The organism is Massilimicrobiota sp. An80, from assembly GCF_002159255.1.
Classification (GTDB): domain Bacteria; phylum Bacillota_I; class Bacilli_A; order Erysipelotrichales; family Coprobacillaceae; genus Allocoprobacillus; species Allocoprobacillus merdigallinarum.
On sequence record NZ_NFHI01000019.1, the window covers coordinates 1 to 15,577 of the forward strand.

Here is a 15,577-nt window from a genome sequence, read left to right on the forward strand (position 1 = left end):
TCATCAAACCTCCAATAAAAAGTGAGGTTTATAGTATAACAGGATTATTTGATAATGTCCCAACATGTTGGGACATTATCAATCTTGATACATTGAGACATTATCATATTTGAATCAGACAAAATAAGATAAAACCTATTGTTTTGGTTGACAAAAAAGTTAACTGTGTTACAATGGAGATCGAATAAGTGGTGGAGTCTGTCATAAAGCTAATACGCTTTATTTATTCGAGAGTTTTACTTTATATGTGTAAAATAAAATATCTTGACAGATTCTTTTAGGAATCTGTTTTTTTATAAACAGATTTGAAGGGAGTTGTCATATAGGAAAAGATATGTGTTGAAATAGATTATTTTATAATTGTTTTATAAAAATATATGATATTTTATATCAAATGTTAATATTTATGGAGGAGAAAGATGGAAACGGTTGATTTTCATAAATCAAAGAAAAAGAAAGTCTTTTCACCTATGCGACGTATTGCTTTTAGCTTTTTTATGGTAATACTGGTAGGTTCTTTGTTATTGGCTTGTCCATTTTCAAATCAAGGAGCAGTTGCTCCATACATTGATCATTTGTTTATTGCAACATCAGCGACTTGTGTAACTGGCTTGGTGCCAGTTGTTGTCGCTGATCAATATACACTCATTGGACAACTTATTATTATTTTGCTTATTCAAATTGGTGGATTGGGATTCTTGACCTTATTGAATATGTTCATTTATGCTTTAAGGAAAAGGTTAACATATACAAATAAAATTATTATGCAGGAAGCATTAAATCAGAATTCTATGGCTGCCATTGGCGTTTATATTAAAAGAGTTATTAAATATACAGCTTTTTTTGAAATTGTTGGCGCATTATTATTATGTATTGTTTTTGTTCCTGAATTTGGTCTTGTGAAAGGAATTTATTATGGATTCTGGCATTCAATTTCAGCTTTCTGTAATGCTGGTTTTGATATTCTTGGTCCTAATTCTTTGATTCCTTATCAAACAAATGTTCTAATGAACTTGACGATTGCTGGTTTGATTATTGCTGGAGGTTTGGGATTTGTTGTTTGGATTGATTTAAGAATGTCTTGGCGTCACTATAAAGAAAATTTTAAATTTTTTAGGATAAAGACATTTTTCTCATCATTATCTCTTCATACAAAAATTGTTCTTTTCGCAACAGTCTCATTATTGCTAGGGGGAACATTAGTCATTTTATTCCTTGAATATAATAATCCAGGAACATTAGGACCACTATCATGGGGTGATAAAATTTTAGCAAGTTTCTTCCAGTCTACGACAACGAGAACTGCTGGATTTGCTTCTGTTGATATGGCCTCTTTACATGATTCGACAAAATTATTTATGTCTATTCTCATGTTTATTGGTGGTTCACCAGCAGGAACAGCTGGGGGAATTAAAACAGCTACTTTAGTCATTGCATTAATGTATTTACATTCTTTACAGAATGGTTATGAAGTTGTCACAATGTTTAAACGTCGTATTGATGATCAGGTCGTGAAACGTTCATTGACTATTGCTATATTAAGTTTCTTTGTTTGTTCGTTGGGATTATTTATATTGTCGATGAATGAAGGTGCAGATTTTATTGATTTAATCTTTGAAGTCTTCTCAGCATTTGGAACAGTTGGTTTATCTGCATCACTCACACCAACTTTGACTGTCATAGGAAAAATAGTTATTATTATATTAATGTATATTGGACGTATTGGGCCAATGACAATGGTATTAGTCTTTGCAAAGAAATATAAACAAAAGAAAGGAAAGGACATCGTTTATCCAGTTGGTGATGTTCTGATAGGATAGGGAAAATGAAAAGTAAACAAGTTGTAGTATTAGGGTTAGGTGTTTTTGGTTCAACAATTACCAAAACATTATCACAGTATGGTTGTGAGGTTGTGGCAGTAGATAAATGCCCTGAATGTGTACAAAGAGTTTCAGAATTTGCTACAAAGGCAGTTATTGGAGATATTACTGATAAAGATTTTTTGATTGATTTAGGAATCGAAGAATTTGATGTTGGTATTGTTGCTATTGGTAATCATTTAGAAGAAAGTCTTTTAGGTGTTTTGAATTTAAAAGAAATTGGTATTCCATATATTATCGCAAAAGCTAAGAATAAAAGATTTAAATCTATCTTAGAAAAAATTGGTGCTGATCGTATTATTCGTCCTGAAAAAGAAATGGGAGAAAGACTCGCACGAACATTGCTTAGAAAGAACATAACTGATTTGGTTGAACTTGATGAAAATTATAGCTTAGTGGAAATGAAAGTACCACAGGCATGGGTTGGACATACGTTATCTTCTTTAGATTTAAGAAAAAAATATGGAATCAATATTTTAGGACAACGTGATATGGAAACACAGAAAATTGAACTTTATGTTAATCCGGAACATGTCTTACGTGTAAATGATCATTTCTTAATGGTCGCCGAAACTGAAAAAATTGAAAGGTTTGATTATTTAATTGTTTAATGTTGGCAGGTGAATATATGTCTATTGATGTAAAAAGAATATTAGGAACAGCTTTGTTAGAATTGACTCAAAAAAAGCCTTTAGAATCTTTGACAGTATCGCAAATTTTAAAAGAAACAGGTGTCAGCAGACAAACATTTTATAATCATTTTAAAGATAAGAATGATTTGATTTGCTATGTTTATGATACATTTATTGTTCCTGATTTTCATGATCAGAATATGAATATTGATTTTCATGATTCACTATTAGTGACTTTTGAAAATATAAAAAAATATCACTGGTTTATGAAACAGGCGTGTCAAATGGAAGGGCAGAACTGTTTAAAGGATTATATTGTTGATCATTGTCAAGCTTTTGATTTAAAGTGGCATCAGGAGCTTTATGGCAAAGAACCTATGCCAGATGCTTTAAGGTTTGCAACAATCTATCATGCTCATGCATCTAGCAGTATGACATTATCTTGGATTCTTTCTGATATGCCAGTTCCATGTGAAGAGATTGTTCAAATGATTGTTGAGATGCGAGGACTAGGCATGGATAAATTATTTCAAGATAGTGACAATTCAATTCATCCTTATCAGAAATAGACAAATTCATAGAAATGTCCATTTTTAGACAAAACAAAAAATATATAAATAGAAATCTCCTTCTTTTTATACTAAAATAAAAGTATAAAAGAAAGGAGATTTTTTGATGAGAAATATAGTTAAGAATAATAAAGGGCAGGCGGTTGCTCCTGCTTCCATTCCTATAACAAAGGAAGCCTTTTATAGTGACCAGGAAACACGTATTTATTGGCTAGGTGGTGCAGGCATTATGATACACAGTTATCAGACAAATGTTATGATTGACCCTGTATTAGAAGGATTTGATATACCTTTGTTGTATGAAGTGCCTATTTTATCACAGGATGTTCCACAATTAGATGGTATATTGATTACTCATATAGATAATGATCATTTTTCTCGACCTACTTGCCGTCATGTACAAAATGTTTGTCAAAAATATTATGCTCCTAATTATGTTGCAGATGTTATGAATGAAGAAGGATTTCAAACTGAAAAGCATGATATTGATGATGTTTTTCAAGTACAGGATTTATCTGTTCAATTAACTCGAGCACAACATAACTGGCAAAATGGTTCGAAAAAATGGCAATATCGTTATTGGGAAGAGAAAGATTATTGTGGTTATTGGTTAAAAACGCCTGATGGAACAATTTGGTTACCTGGTGATTCACGTTTATTAGATGAACATATGCATATGCCTGAACCAGATGTTATATTATTTGATTTTGCTGATAATGATTGGCATATTACTTTGGATGGAGCAATTCAATTGGCTAATACATACCCTCAAGCTCATTTGATTTGTATACATTGGGGTAGTGTTGATGCTCCAGATATGACACCATTTAATGGTAATCCTGAAGATTTATACCAAAGAGTCATCAATCCTGATAGAATACATGTGTTGGCTCCAGGTGAAGCATTTGTTTTAAAGGGTGAACATTAATGAAAACATTATACCTCATGCGTCATGGTGAAACCTTGTTTAATGTTCTTCATAAGATTCAAGGATGGTGTGATTCTCCATTGACATCGAAAGGAATTCAACAAGCCCTTTTAGCAAAAAAATGGTTTGAGGAACATCAGATTCATTTTGATCATGCTTATAGTTCAACAAGTGAAAGATGTTGTGATACATTAGAATTAATAACGTCCATGCCATATCAGCGATGTAAAGGACTTAAAGAAAATAATTATGGCTTACTAGAAGGAGAACATGATTATTTGGCAGAAAATGATCCTCAAAAATGTGAAACCTATTATTTGCAATTTGGTGGTGAATCTAATAATACTTTAAAAGAGAGAATGGTTGATACATTAACTGCCATCATGGAAAAAGAAGATCATTATTCTGTTTTGGCAGTAAGTCATGGTGGCGCCTGTTTTAATTTTTTAAGAGCATGGCAAGATCCAACAGAAGAATTAAAAAAAGGATTTGGAAATTGTTGTATTTTTGTATATGAATATGACAATCATCAATTTTATTTAAAAAATGTGATTAGACAAGACGATAAGTCATAAGAACTCTATGATGAATTTAAGTTGAAATAACAGTAAAAAATATATATTGAGATTTCATTGAATATAGGTAATAGTGATAGATATGAAAAAAGATGATTTGGTGTCAAATCATCTTTTCTATATGTTGAATTGGATAAGCATATTTTTCAATATATATTAAATATCCTAAATTAATGGAAACAGGAATCATTAAAAACCAAATGGCTGCTAAAGAAAAAATGGACCATAGAAGATACGACAAAGCAACACCACAATGAAAACCTAATAAAGTGCCACCAAAAAAACAACCTTTTTTGAGTTTTTCTTGTTTGATTGTGGTGTCCTGTATTAAAAAATATTCTGTCAATGATACAACAGTCTGTTTGATATTATTGGTTGAAAAAATAGTAGAACTTGTATATCCCATAGCGCCTTTGAAAATACACCATTGAAATGCTGTAACAAAAAAACAAGGATACAAAGCAATGATTGGCGGTATGTCTTCAGGAATAAATCCCAATATAACAATACATATCATTTCAAGATATAAAACAAGGTGTTTAAGATTCCATTGAGATTTATATGTTAAAACTGTGGCAATCATTATTGCTAGAATATATATAAGAAGGGCACCTATTCGCATTAAAGATTCCACATAATTAGCTCCAAATATATTTTTGATCAGTTCAATTAAATTGGCAGTTTGTGCAGATCCAAAAATATTCATTCTAGCAAAAATAGCATATCCACCTAAGAAACCACCTATCATAGCCATCAAAAAATGAAGAATAGCATCTTGATGATCTTTTTTCATTGATAACACTCCCTTAAATGCTTTTTTATTATATCACTCGACATCTATTTGACAATATATATTGATAAAAAATAAAAAAAATTTAAGTTTTTTATTGTTGAAAGGGCTTTTATTTTATATAATAGAAATATGAAAAGAGGCGAGGTTAGGTGTATTATATTTCACCATATGCTTTATATAAACTCGTAAAGCAATTGTTTCATGATGTCAATGATGTTAATGATATGACATTATATGCTTATCGTGAAAACAAATGTTGGAAAATTGGTTTTTCTAATGAGTATATTGATCAAATTCCTGATGATTCTATAAATATCAGTTATGAATTTAAAGATGGATTTTTAAAAAATAGTCCACAGCAGGCAACTGAGGAAATTATGAAAAGTTTAAGGCGTTATGAACAAGATCGTATATCTATATAAAAGCATAAGGAAAGCTGGTAAATGAAATGTTATCAGCTTTTTTATGTGAAAAAACATCATAGTGATTTGTTTTCATCACTATGATGTTTATTTTGATTATAAGTTTTGAGCGCTTTTTGATAATATTCACATTTATAATCAATTAAATCAAGTTGTTTTTGTAAATCTTGCATTTGTTTTTCAACAGTTTTTTTACGTTCTACAAACAATTCATAACGTTGTTGTAAAGAAATATCGCCTTGTTTGACTAATTCGATGAAATGCTTTATTTCTTTGATAGACATACCCGTGTTTTTAAAGCATTCAATAATTTCAAGCATACGAATATCATCCTCTTTAAAAATACGATAACCGGAATCTTTACGTTCAATATAAGGAAGCAACCCTTCTTTATCATAATATCTTAAAGTGGAAACAGGTAAATTCATGATTTTAGAAACATCACTGATAGAATAATTCATATGTTTTCATCTCCTTGTTTTTTATCATAATGTTTTTGAGTATAAAATGCAATATATCTTTATAACATAAGAAAGTATGAAATGATTTTTTGATACTTTCTCCTGTGTTATAAAGCCAATAAAGCCAATAAAGCCAATAAAGTCAATTGAAATCATTTGCGTAGTTATCCATCAAAAGAAAAGGTATAAAAAAGTTATTTTTTTTAGTACAATAGTAAAAAGGGGGCTTATCATGGAAATTAGAATATTGAGATATTTTTTAACAGTTGCAAGAGAAGAAAATATTACACGTGCAGCAGCAGTATTGCATATTACACAACCGACTTTATCAAGACAGCTTATACAATTAGAAGAAGAATTGAATACGCAATTATTAATTAGGGGAAAAAATAAGGTTACCTTAACAGATGCAGGCATGTTGTTAAGAAGAAGAGCAGAAGAAATTATTAATTTAGCTGATAAAACTGAAAAGGAATTTTTAGCGGCTGATGAATTAATAGCAGGGGAGATTTTTGTTGGTGCAGGAGAAATTAATGCTATGCATCAGTTAGGAGAATTTATGATGGATTTTCATCGTCGCTTTCCGCGTATTCAATATCATTTGTATAGTGGCAATGCTGATGATGTTAAACAGAAAATTGATCAGGGATTTTTAGATATAGGGTTACTTACAGAACCAGTTGATATTGAAAAATATGATTTTGTACGTTTAAAATATAAAGAAGCATGGGGTATTATTGCACCTTTAAATAGCGAAATCGCTAAAAAAGAGTATGTAACACCTGAAGATATACAAAAATTACCACTCCTTATAGGACATCGTTTAATTGTCCAAAATGAACTGGCACATTGGATGGGATTGGATATTAGTGATTTAAATATTGTTGCGACTTATGATTTGATATATAATGCTGCTATTTTAGTAGAGAAAGGGTTAGGATATGCGTTGTGTCTAGACAAAATTGTATATATGTCAAATCAATCATTGGTTCGTTTTGTTCCTTTAAAACCAGCCTATGAAACTGGAGCGGTTATTGTATGGAAAAAACATCAAGTTTTTTCGGCTACAGCGACGCGTTTTATTCAAGAACTTTATACATATTTTCATAAATAAATATTTCATGCTTAAAAAGTATGGCTACAAATACATAATAAGTATTAGACAGGTTATTTTTAAAGTTTTAAAATAAAATTATCAAGGAGGAAAATTTATTTATGAGAGATATTGAAAAAGCAAAAGAATTATATCAGTCATTGCATAAAAATCATTTTTGTCCTCATGACTTAGCATACGAGGAAATGATGATTCATTATATTTATGGTGATGTTTATCAGCATGGTAATCTTGATTTGCGTCTTAGAGAATTGATTTTAATTGTTGTTAATACAACGAATATGACTTTAGAATCTTTAAAAGAACATGTTTATGCAGCTTTAAAGGCTAATGTGACTCCAGTTGAAATGAAAGAAGCCATTTATCAATGTACTCCATATATTGGTGTAGGCAAAGTGAAAGAAGCTCTTGATGCTGTTCATGATGTTTTTGTTGAAAATCAAATTGAATTACCTTTGGAAGATCAATCAACAGTAGAAGAAGAAACAAGATTCCAGGCTGGATTTGATGTTCAAAGTGAAGCGTTTGGTCGTGAGAATATTCAAGCTAATCATAATCATGCACCTCAAGAATTAAAACATATCCAAGATTATTTATCTGCACATTGTTTTGGAGATTTTTATACACGTCAGGGGCTTGATTTAAAAATAAGAGAAATGTTAACTTTTGTTATGTTGGCAACTTTAGGTGGCTGTGAAAATCAGTTGCGTGCTCATACTATGGCTAATATACAAGTTGGAAATAGTAGAGACATGTTAATTGATGTGATTACACAATGTCAACCTTATATTGGTTTTCCAAGAACTTTAAACGCTATCAATATTATTAATGAAGTTACACAAAAATAAAAGGCCATTAACCTTTTATTTTTGATGTTTACGTTTCCATTGTTGAATTTGTTGAAGTCGCAGTGCGACTTTTTTTTCATTTCCTTGATTTGTTGGATGATAATATTCTCTGTCTTGAAGTGATTCAGGTAAGCAAGTCATAGTTGTCAGTTTATCTTGAAAGTCATGTGCATATTGATAACCTTTACCATAATTTAAATCTTTCATTAAACGGGTAGGAGCATTGCGTAAATGTAAGGGAACTGGTTTGGCGATTGTTTTTAATGCATCCTTTTTAGCAGCTTCATAAGCGACATATAAAGCGTTAGATTTAACTGATAAAGATAAATAAGTGACAACATGAGTAAGATGGACACTGCATTCAGGCATTCCAATAAAATGACAAGCCTGATATCCTGCAATGGCAATTTCTAATGCTCTACTATCAGCCATACCAATATCTTCACTTGCAAATCTAACAAGTCGTCGTGCAATATATAAAGGGTCTTCACCAGCTTCCAGCATTCTGGCTAACCAGTAAATAGCAGCATTGACATCACTATTACGCATTGATTTGTGTAATGCAGAAATCAAATTATAATGCTCTTCACCATTTTTATCATATAATAATGATTTTTGACTTGTCATTTGTTCGATAATTTGAGGAGTAATAGTGATGTGATCATGATCACGAGGAGCATTATAAAAAGCCATTTCTAATGTGTTAAGAGCAACTCTAGCATCTCCATTTGCAAAATGAGCGATCATTGATAAACTGGAAGAATCAATATCAACATGAAAGTGACCAAAACCTCTAGGATCTTCAATAGCATGTTGCAAAAGTTCCATGATATCATCAACATTTAAAGCATTTAAGACAAAAACTTTACAACGTGATAATAATGCTGAATTGATTTCAAATGAAGGATTTTCAGTTGTTGCACCAATGAGAGTAATACTTCCTTGTTCTACATATGGTAAAAAAGCATCCTGTTGTGCTTTATTGAAACGATGAATTTCATCGATAAAAACAATTGTTTTAATTCCTTGAAGATGTGTCTGTATGGCATCTTGCATGACTTTTTTTATTTCTCTAATACCACTATTGACAGCACTAAAATCAATGAAATGTGCTTTTGTTGTTTGGGCTATAATTTTTGCCAGAGTCGTTTTTCCAACTCCTGGAGGACCCCAGAATATCATAGAAGGAATCTGATCATTTTGTATAAATTGCCATAACACTTTACCTTTACCAACAAGATGTTTTTGTCCTACATATTGGTCCAATGTCAGAGGTCTTAAACGATTGGCCAAAGGTTCTAAAACAGGCTGTTCTTTTGAGATTTTCATACCATTCACCAGCTTTCATTTTTATTTTAACATTTTTAAAATAAAGTTTCTATAAGTTCATGTTTCGTTCATATCTTCACACTATACTAATCATGATTTATTATGATAAGGAGATTATGATGTTTGGATATATAGTAATCAATAAACCAGAAATGAAATTTAAAGATTTTGATATCTATCAGTCATATTATTGTGGGCTATGTCGAACTATAAATGATAATTATGGTTTAAAGGGACGTGTGGCTTTAAATTATGATATGACATTTTTAGCTATTTTATTATCTGGTTTATATGAACCACACAATCAATCAAGCTATCGTAGATGCTTTTTACATCCACTGAAAAAGCATCTGGAAATACAAAATGAATATGTTGAATATGCTGCTAAAATGACAATTGCTTTAACATATCTTAAATGTGATGATGATTGGATTGATGATCAAAAGATGTCAAAACAGGTCTATAAGAAAATTTTGAATCATAGTTATCAATCTATAAAAAAAGAATTTCCACAAAAGATAGATATGATTGAAAAACAATTGGACAAGATTCATGAGTATGAAAAAATGGAAGATGTTCGTATTGATGATATTTCCGGATGTTTTGGAAAAGTCATGGCTGAAATTTGCTGTTTTCAAGATGATCTCTGGCAAGATTATTTGAGGGAATTTGGATTTTTTTTAGGTAAATATATTTATTTACTAGATGCCTATGATGATATTGAAAAAGATCTAAAAGACAATAACTATAATCCATTTATTTCTCATTTTCATGATGAACATTTTGAAGAGAGATGCCATGATTTATTAGAAATGATGATTTCAAGAGCTGCCGAAGCTTTTGAATATCTTCCAATAGAGGAAAATGTTGAAATTTTAAGGAATATCATATATAGTGGTGTTTGGAGTCAATATGAATTACGTTATCAAAAAAGAATGGAGGATAAGAAGTAAATGGACCCATATCAAGTATTAGGAATTTCTCCAAATGCATCAGATGATGAAGTCAAACATGCTTATCGAACATTAAGTAAAAAATATCATCCTGATGCTAATATTAATAGTGAACATCAGGCTGAATATACTGAAAAGTTTAAACAGGTACAAAATGCATATAAAACGATCATGGATAATCGAAAAAAAGGATTTACGAATCAAACATATGGTCAAAGTTCACAGTCGACTTATCAATATCAGGGTAATGATCAGGCGGCTTTTCAAGATGTTGCGGCATTTATTCAAGCTGGTCGTTATCAGGATGCTCTTCATATTTTGGAACAGCTTCGTAATCGTTCATCAATATGGTTTTATTACAGTGCTTTAGCTATGAATGGTATAGGAAATAATGCAACAGCATTAGAATATGCACAAACAGCAGCGCAAATGGAACCTGGTAATTTACAATATATTTTCTTGGTTCAGCAATTGCAGGCTGGAAGTGGTCAATATCGTCAGACACAGCAAACTTATACGTCACCATATGCTAATATGGCTAATTGCTGTTATTCGTTATTGATGTTTAATATTTTTATGAGTTGTTGTTGTAGATGTTATTAAAGGAGAATGATTTATGAGTAAGATTATTGGTATTGATTTAGGAACAACAAATAGTTGTATGTCTTTTATTGAAAATGGAAAAACAACCATTATTCCTAATAGTGAAGGAGCGAAAACAACACCAAGCGTTGTAGCATTCACACGTGATGGACAAAGACTTGTAGGGGAAAGTGCTAAGCGACAGGCTGTTACAAATCCAATGGGGACAATTTCATCTATTAAACGTGAAATGGGAACTGATTATAAAAAGAAAATTGGCAATCGTGAGTATACACCCCAGGAAATTTCTGCCATGATTTTACAGAAATTAAAAATAGATGCTGAAAATTATTTAGGAGAAGAAGTCAAACAGGCTGTTATTACAGTACCTGCTTATTTTAATGATGCCCAACGTCAAGCTACAAAAGATGCTGGAAGAATTGCTGGATTGGAAGTTATGCGTATTATTAATGAACCAACTGCAGCAGCATTGGCATATGGTTTAGAAAATAGTTATGGGCAAAAAATGATGGTTTTTGACTTGGGTGGAGGAACTTTTGATGTTTCTATTATTGAAATTGGTAATGGAGTGATTGAAGTACTATCAACATCAGGAGATAATCATCTAGGTGGTGATGATTTTAATGAATTATTAGCACAACATATTTTAACTGAATTTGAGAAAAGCTCAGGGATTTCATTGAGAAATGATTTAATGGCTATGCAACGTATCAAAGAAGCCGCTGAAAAAGCAAAAATTGAATTATCTTCAATGACTTCTACTGTTGTATCTTTACCATTTATTACAACGACATCTGCAGGACCACAAAATTTAGAAATGACAATCACAAGAGATTTATTTAATCGTATTACTAGAGAATTAGTTGAAAGAACAATTCTCCCAATGCAAAATGCGTTAAATGATGCACGTTTATTACCTGCTGAATTGAATAAGATTATTCTTGTAGGTGGGTCTTCACGTATTCCAGCAGTTCAAGATAAAATCAAAGAAGTTACTGGAATTACACCAAGTAAATCATTAAATCCTGATGAATGTGTCGCTATGGGAGCAGGAATTCAAGGTGGTAAATTATCTGGTGATGTGACTGCAATGGGAAATTATGATGTCTTATTATTAGATGTGACACCATTGACATTATCTATTGAAACAGTAGGGGGAGTTGCAACTCCATTAATTGATCGAAATACACCAATTCCAACAAGTCATAGTCAAATTTTTACAACATCATCTAATTTCCAGACACAAGTTGAAATTAATGTTTTACAAGGGGAAAGACCTTTAGCTAAAGACAATAAAAGTTTAGGTAAATTTAAACTTAAAAAGATTAAGCGTGCAATGCGAGGAGTTCCACAAATTGAAGTCACTTTTGATATTGATGTTAATGGTATCGTAAGTGTTTCTGCAAAAGATTTGGCTAGTGGAAATATGCAAAGTATTACTATTGAAAATGGTTCTCATATGTCTGATGAAGATATTGAAAGAGCTATTCATGAAGCTAAACAATTTGAACAGCAGGATGCTAAAACAAAAGAAAGACTTGTTTTTAAAAATGATTTAGAAACATTAATGTCAAGAGTAGAAGCCAGTTTAGCAAAACATCATAAAGAAATAGATAAAACTGTAAGGACACAAATTAAAAATGAATTGAATCAATTAAAGAAATTAACAAAAAAAGTGCAGTTTGAAACATGCCCAGATGCACAATTTCAGGAAATTAAAGAAGCAAAACAAAGATTGGAAGATAGTGCAGCATTCTTGCTTTCTATGGGTGAATAAAGACATTGATCAAACATTAATGTCTTTTTTTATAAAAAGTATATATGGAAATAAGATTAGCCAAAGAGCAAGATTTAATAAAACTTGCTGAAATTGAAAGAATTTGTTTTCCTGCTCAAGAAGCTGCAACTAAACAACAATTTCAACAAAGATTTCTTGCTTTTCCTGATTGTTTTTTAGTAGCCGTTATAGAAGGACAGATTGCTGGATTTATCAATGGGGCAATGATTTCAACACGTTTTTTAATTGATCAATATTATGAAGATGCATCCTTACATGATTTCAATCATCCATATCAAAGTATATTTGGTTTAGCTGTTTTACCAACTTTTCAACATCATGGGATTGCTCAAAAATTAATGAATGCTTTTATTGATTTGGCTCTTACAAGAGGTAAAAAAGGCTTGGTACTGACTTGTAAAAAAGAGTTAATAGATTTTTATAAACAATTTGGTTATAGTTGCTTGGGAGTTTCTCAATCTATCCATGGTGGAGTGACATGGTATGATATGTTTTTAGAACTTGAAAGTCATGAAATGTGTTTTATTCCCATGCAATATTATCATTTAAATAAGTGTTCAATATTATTTCAGCAATGTTTTATGCAAGAACCATGGAATGAAACGTGGACTTATGAGCAGTCTTATCAGCGATTGAAAGAAATGCTACTTTCACCATATGCTTTGGGATATGTTCTATATCGAGATAATCAGTTGATAGGTATGATACTAGGGCGTCAAATGACTTATTTAGAAAAGAAAGAGCTATGGATTGATGAAGTCTGCATTTTACCAGAATTGCATGGGCAACATTTAGGAAGTTATCTATTACAACAAACAAAAAAAGAGTGTATCAAATTGCATATAGAGAGAATGGTTTTACAGACAATTCGTGGTTTTTTAAGTGAAGGATTTTATAGTAAAAATAATTTTGTTGAAGAAAAGCATTTGATTTGTATGTCTTGTGATATATAAAAAATCTCATAAATGGAGTGAACCCTTAAAGTTAGATTAGCTTTAGAGTTCAAAACATGAATGAGATTTTTTGTTTAAAAATAAGTTTTTGTATAAACGACTTTACCAATGATACGAACAGGAAGTTGTTCAACTTCTTCATTAGAAAAATATCTATTTTCAACAAGTGGGTTTGTGGCTTCCAAAATAAGCATATCTGGTTTTTTGATAATACGCTTCACTGTTACTTCTTCACCACCAATCATGACAACTGCAATATCACCTGTTGAGGCATAGGAACATTGTTTAATAAGGGCTAAATCTCCATCCATTATTCCTGATCCAGTCATGGAATCACCTTGAATCTGCAAAAAATAATCTCCCTTATAAAAATCTTCTTCTGTGACTTCTTCTTCACCCATATAGTTATTTTCTCCATACATATCATATCCGGCTTTTGCATAACCTAAAATAGGACGCTTTAAATGAATGGACTTTCCTTTGATAACGGGTTCAATATCATAACCAAGGAGTTCATTCAATCTTTTTAATGTTTCATCTTGAATTCTTTTGACATCTCCTGAAATCCAACGACTGACAGTAGATTTCGTGACTCCTAGTTTTTGAGCAATTTCATCATTTGTAAGTTGATGCCTATATTTATAATCCTTAATAATGTCTTTGAGTTCCATAGTCAACCTCCTATATGCATATTATAGTATAAAATACATCTAAAATAAAGAAAAAATCAAAAATAATAAAATAAGTTGCATAAAAATATTGAAATATGCAACAAGGTCATATATAATAATTGACGAGGAGTGAGAAATATGTGGAAAACTTTAATTGGATATATTTGTTTTGAAGAATGCATAGATCAAATAGAGAAAAAGAGAAATTTCATTATAAAAAAGAGATTGATTCATCAAGAACTCATCAACAAACAAAGAAACATGGATGAATATTGTTTCTATAAAGAGCAAATAAAAAATATTTTATATGAATATTGTAATGATGTCTTTGAAGAAGAAAGAAATGATATATTTTTTGATTTAACAAAATCTCAATATGTATTTGGTATGGATTCTATCAAACTTATGAAATGTATTCAGCAAAGAATAGCAGATGAACTTTGTATTTCAATACATATAGGATTCAGTTTTCATCAAGAATTTGCCAAATGGATTTATATGCACAGTTATGAATCATATAGAATTTTAAGTTTTTATCAGGCAGTAAAAATATTCGGGAAGAATATATGCTCTCAAAAAAGAGATGAAATGTCTCAAATACATAGAACAGTTCATACCCTTCCTCAATCATTCGGTCAAGATAATCAAGATACTTTTTTAAATGCCAGAGAAGCTTTAATAATAGCACAAAATCTAAGCTTCAATTTAGTCAAGCAACTTAAAGAAAAAGACTATGGAATTCGTTGTATTCAAATTCAATTCTATGACATGCAGTTGAATTTTTATAAAAAAGAAGAGAAATTAAGAAATTATACAAATATTCATAGTGAGATTATGTATGTTATTGGAAAATTATTAAATGAATTTGCTTATCAGGGTCAATATTTTGGATTAAGAATAGTGTTATGCGATTTTAAAGATTTTCAGGATGAATCATATATATTACCAAATAAAGTGGATTTACATCATGTTAAAAGAAAAATATTTGGACAGCATAATCATTTGCCATTAAAAAATTGCTCATTGTTTGAAAAAACAGTTTAGTTCT

General features: G+C 30.8%; 17 protein-coding genes. 13 read left to right on the forward strand and 4 right to left on the reverse strand.

Features of this window, described 5'->3' with window-relative positions:
• Positions 1 to 419 precede the first annotated feature (419 nt).
• The 5 genes from B5G32_RS06665 to B5G32_RS06685 all read left to right on the forward strand — a co-directional run bounded on the left by B5G32_RS06665 (position 420) and on the right by B5G32_RS06685 (position 4,584).
• Positions 420 to 1,820, forward strand: a complete 1,401-nt coding sequence (locus B5G32_RS06665) for a TrkH family potassium uptake protein (protein WP_087936221.1) — start codon at positions 420 to 422, stop codon at positions 1,818 to 1,820.
• Positions 1,821 to 1,825: 5 nt separating this feature from the next.
• Positions 1,826 to 2,491 (forward strand): potassium channel family protein, encoded by a 666-nt coding sequence (locus tag B5G32_RS06670; RefSeq protein ID WP_087245533.1) that lies wholly within the window; start codon positions 1,826 to 1,828, stop codon positions 2,489 to 2,491.
• Between the two features lie 17 nt (positions 2,492 to 2,508).
• On the forward strand, positions 2,509 to 3,081 hold the full coding sequence (locus tag B5G32_RS06675) for a TetR/AcrR family transcriptional regulator C-terminal domain-containing protein (RefSeq protein WP_158093985.1): 573 nt from the start codon (positions 2,509 to 2,511) through the stop codon (positions 3,079 to 3,081).
• 106 nt (positions 3,082 to 3,187) lie between these two features.
• Positions 3,188 to 4,009: an MBL fold metallo-hydrolase gene (locus tag B5G32_RS06680; RefSeq protein WP_087936223.1), complete on the forward strand. Its 822-nt coding sequence runs from the start codon at positions 3,188 to 3,190 to the stop codon at positions 4,007 to 4,009.
• Positions 4,009 to 4,584 (forward strand): histidine phosphatase family protein, encoded by a 576-nt coding sequence (locus B5G32_RS06685; protein WP_087245527.1) that lies wholly within the window; start codon positions 4,009 to 4,011, stop codon positions 4,582 to 4,584. The genes B5G32_RS06680 and B5G32_RS06685 overlap by 1 nt, the downstream gene beginning before the upstream one ends.
• Before the next feature lie 103 nt (positions 4,585 to 4,687).
• Here the strand turns inward: B5G32_RS06685 and B5G32_RS06690 are convergent, their stop codons facing one another.
• Positions 4,688 to 5,377: a YoaK family protein gene (locus tag B5G32_RS06690; protein ID WP_087936224.1), complete on the reverse strand. Its 690-nt coding sequence runs from the start codon at positions 5,375 to 5,377 to the stop codon at positions 4,688 to 4,690.
• A 149-nt stretch (positions 5,378 to 5,526) separates the two neighbouring features.
• Here B5G32_RS06690 and B5G32_RS06695 point away from each other — a divergent pair, with 149 nt between their 5' ends.
• On the forward strand, positions 5,527 to 5,799 hold the full coding sequence (locus B5G32_RS06695; RefSeq protein ID WP_087297546.1) for a hypothetical protein: 273 nt from the start codon (positions 5,527 to 5,529) through the stop codon (positions 5,797 to 5,799).
• Between the two features lie 56 nt (positions 5,800 to 5,855).
• Here B5G32_RS06695 and B5G32_RS06700 read toward each other — a convergent pair whose 3' ends face one another.
• Positions 5,856 to 6,260, reverse strand: a complete 405-nt coding sequence (locus B5G32_RS06700) for a MerR family transcriptional regulator (protein ID WP_087297545.1) — start codon at positions 6,258 to 6,260, stop codon at positions 5,856 to 5,858.
• Positions 6,261 to 6,492: 232 nt separating this feature from the next.
• Here B5G32_RS06700 and B5G32_RS06705 point away from each other — a divergent pair, with 232 nt between their 5' ends.
• Positions 6,493 to 7,374 (forward strand): LysR family transcriptional regulator, encoded by an 882-nt coding sequence (locus B5G32_RS06705; protein ID WP_087936225.1) that lies wholly within the window; start codon positions 6,493 to 6,495, stop codon positions 7,372 to 7,374.
• A 101-nt stretch (positions 7,375 to 7,475) separates the two neighbouring features.
• Complete coding sequence (locus B5G32_RS06710; RefSeq protein WP_087936226.1) at positions 7,476 to 8,222, forward strand: carboxymuconolactone decarboxylase family protein; 747 nt, start codon at positions 7,476 to 7,478, stop codon at positions 8,220 to 8,222.
• 15 nt (positions 8,223 to 8,237) lie between these two features.
• On the opposite strand, the gene B5G32_RS06715 is transcribed toward B5G32_RS06710, so the two are convergent.
• Positions 8,238 to 9,551, reverse strand: a complete 1,314-nt coding sequence (locus tag B5G32_RS06715; protein ID WP_087936227.1) for a replication-associated recombination protein A — start codon at positions 9,549 to 9,551, stop codon at positions 8,238 to 8,240.
• A 119-nt stretch (positions 9,552 to 9,670) separates the two neighbouring features.
• Here B5G32_RS06715 and B5G32_RS06720 point away from each other — a divergent pair, with 119 nt between their 5' ends.
• From B5G32_RS06720 to B5G32_RS13805, 4 genes are read left to right on the forward strand one after another with little or no spacing between them, the layout of a single operon-like run.
• The gene (locus B5G32_RS06720; protein ID WP_087303830.1) at positions 9,671 to 10,504 is read left to right on the forward strand and encodes a DUF5685 family protein; all 834 of its coding nucleotides are present in this window, start codon (positions 9,671 to 9,673) and stop codon (positions 10,502 to 10,504) included.
• Positions 10,505 to 11,107 carry a J domain-containing protein gene (locus B5G32_RS06725; protein ID WP_087303829.1) on the forward strand — a complete coding sequence of 201 codons (603 nt, stop codon included), beginning with the start codon at positions 10,505 to 10,507 and terminating at the stop codon, positions 11,105 to 11,107. It begins immediately after the preceding gene.
• Positions 11,108 to 11,120: 13 nt separating this feature from the next.
• On the forward strand, positions 11,121 to 12,884 hold the full coding sequence (dnaK, locus tag B5G32_RS06730) for a molecular chaperone DnaK (RefSeq protein WP_087936228.1): 1,764 nt from the start codon (positions 11,121 to 11,123) through the stop codon (positions 12,882 to 12,884).
• A 44-nt stretch (positions 12,885 to 12,928) separates the two neighbouring features.
• Complete coding sequence (locus B5G32_RS13805; protein WP_158093986.1) at positions 12,929 to 13,858, forward strand: GNAT family N-acetyltransferase; 930 nt, start codon at positions 12,929 to 12,931, stop codon at positions 13,856 to 13,858.
• Positions 13,859 to 13,932: 74 nt separating this feature from the next.
• Here the strand turns inward: B5G32_RS13805 and B5G32_RS06740 are convergent, their stop codons facing one another.
• Positions 13,933 to 14,529, reverse strand: a complete 597-nt coding sequence (locus B5G32_RS06740) for a LexA family protein (RefSeq protein ID WP_087245870.1) — start codon at positions 14,527 to 14,529, stop codon at positions 13,933 to 13,935.
• Between the two features lie 138 nt (positions 14,530 to 14,667).
• On the opposite strand from B5G32_RS06740, the gene B5G32_RS06745 reads away from it, so the two are divergent.
• Positions 14,668 to 15,573 carry a Y-family DNA polymerase gene (locus B5G32_RS06745; protein WP_087936229.1) on the forward strand — a complete coding sequence of 302 codons (906 nt, stop codon included), beginning with the start codon at positions 14,668 to 14,670 and terminating at the stop codon, positions 15,571 to 15,573.
• The last annotated feature ends 4 nt before the right edge of the window (positions 15,574 to 15,577 follow it).

Coding starts and splice junctions, on each gene's coding strand:
- B5G32_RS06720 (WP_087303830.1), top strand. CDS start 9,671: ATGTTTGGATATATAGTAATCAATAAACCAGAAATGAAATTTAAAGAT.
- B5G32_RS06740 (WP_087245870.1), bottom strand. CDS start 14,529: ATGGAACTCAAAGACATTATTAAGGATTATAAATATAGGCATCAACTT.
- B5G32_RS06685 (WP_087245527.1), top strand. CDS start 4,009: ATGAAAACATTATACCTCATGCGTCATGGTGAAACCTTGTTTAATGTT.
- B5G32_RS06665 (WP_087936221.1), top strand. CDS start 420: ATGGAAACGGTTGATTTTCATAAATCAAAGAAAAAGAAAGTCTTTTCA.
- B5G32_RS06670 (WP_087245533.1), top strand. CDS start 1,826: ATGAAAAGTAAACAAGTTGTAGTATTAGGGTTAGGTGTTTTTGGTTCA.
- B5G32_RS06700 (WP_087297545.1), bottom strand. CDS start 6,260: ATGAATTATTCTATCAGTGATGTTTCTAAAATCATGAATTTACCTGTT.
- B5G32_RS06675 (WP_158093985.1), top strand. CDS start 2,509: ATGTCTATTGATGTAAAAAGAATATTAGGAACAGCTTTGTTAGAATTG.
- dnaK (WP_087936228.1), top strand. CDS start 11,121: ATGAGTAAGATTATTGGTATTGATTTAGGAACAACAAATAGTTGTATG.
- B5G32_RS06725 (WP_087303829.1), top strand. CDS start 10,505: ATGGACCCATATCAAGTATTAGGAATTTCTCCAAATGCATCAGATGAT.
- B5G32_RS13805 (WP_158093986.1), top strand. CDS start 12,929: ATGGAAATAAGATTAGCCAAAGAGCAAGATTTAATAAAACTTGCTGAA.
- B5G32_RS06710 (WP_087936226.1), top strand. CDS start 7,476: ATGAGAGATATTGAAAAAGCAAAAGAATTATATCAGTCATTGCATAAA.
- B5G32_RS06690 (WP_087936224.1), bottom strand. CDS start 5,377: ATGAAAAAAGATCATCAAGATGCTATTCTTCATTTTTTGATGGCTATG.
- B5G32_RS06705 (WP_087936225.1), top strand. CDS start 6,493: ATGGAAATTAGAATATTGAGATATTTTTTAACAGTTGCAAGAGAAGAA.
- B5G32_RS06680 (WP_087936223.1), top strand. CDS start 3,188: ATGAGAAATATAGTTAAGAATAATAAAGGGCAGGCGGTTGCTCCTGCT.
- B5G32_RS06715 (WP_087936227.1), bottom strand. CDS start 9,551: ATGAAAATCTCAAAAGAACAGCCTGTTTTAGAACCTTTGGCCAATCGT.
- B5G32_RS06745 (WP_087936229.1), top strand. CDS start 14,668: ATGTGGAAAACTTTAATTGGATATATTTGTTTTGAAGAATGCATAGAT.